At 37.0% G+C, this 1,100-nt stretch carries 1 protein-coding gene; it reads left to right on the forward strand.

Going from position 1 to position 1,100, the window contains the following annotated elements; genetic code table 11:
- Positions 1-1,100: AMP-binding protein (locus tag ACNQGH_RS21875; protein ID WP_417958133.1), on the forward strand; the 1,100-nt coding region annotated here is incomplete at both ends.

The raw sequence follows: 1,100 nt of genomic DNA on the forward strand, positions 1-1,100 counted from the left end.
AAATCAGTTCGTGAGCCCAGAAAATTTTGGGGTAAAATAGCAGAAGAAAATTTCACATGGTACCAACAATGGGATAAAGTTGTTGATTTTAATATGGCTGAAGCCGAAGTAAAATGGTTTACGGAGGCTAAAGTAAATATGACCAAAAACTGTATCGACAGACATCTTGCTAAAAGAGGTGAAAAAACGGCCATTATTTTTGAACCTAATGATCCAACAGAAACTGCATTACATATAACCTATAATGAATTGCACCAACGTGTTTGTAAAATGGCAAATGTGTTACGTGAACAAGGTATAAAAAAAGGAGATCGTGTTTGTATCTATTTACCGATGATTCCTGAATTGGCCATAACCACTTTGGCCTGTGCCAGAATTGGAGCCATACATTCCGTTATTTTTGCGGGATTTTCAGCTTCAGCCGTAACAACAAGAATAAATGACAGTGATTGTAAAATGGTCATCACTTCAGATGGCGGTTATCGCGGAAACAAAACCATTGATTTAAAGGGAATCATTGATGAGGCATTAGTAAACTGCCCGGGTGTTTCAACTGTCCTGGTGGTAAAAAGAACCAATACTTCGGTAAACATGAAAGAAGGTCGTGACCAATGGTTGCAACCCCTTTTAGACGAAGCTTCAGATAATAATGTCGCTGAAATTATGGATGCTGAAGATCCATTGTTTATTCTTTACACTTCCGGTTCTACCGGAAAACCAAAAGGAATGGTACATACCACTGCAGGTTATATGGTTTATACCGCCTATACTTTTAAGAATGTATTCAATTATGAAGAAAATGATATTTTTTGGTGTACAGCAGATATTGGCTGGATAACAGGACATTCCTATACCTTATATGGCCCACTATTGAACGGAGGTACAACGGTTATTTTTGAAGGAATACCATCCTATCCTGATTTTAGTCGTTTTTGGGAAATTATTGAAAAACATAAAGTGACTCAATTTTATACCGCACCAACTGCGATTCGTTCTTTGGCTAAAGAAAGCTTAGAATATGTACAAAAATTTCCTTTAAAGTCATTAAAAGTAATCGGTTCAGTAGGAGAACCCATTAATGAAGAAGCTTGGCACTGGTA

Source organism: Flavobacterium kochi, assembly GCF_048286715.1.
Taxonomy (GTDB): Bacteria; Bacteroidota; Bacteroidia; order Flavobacteriales; family Flavobacteriaceae; genus Flavobacterium.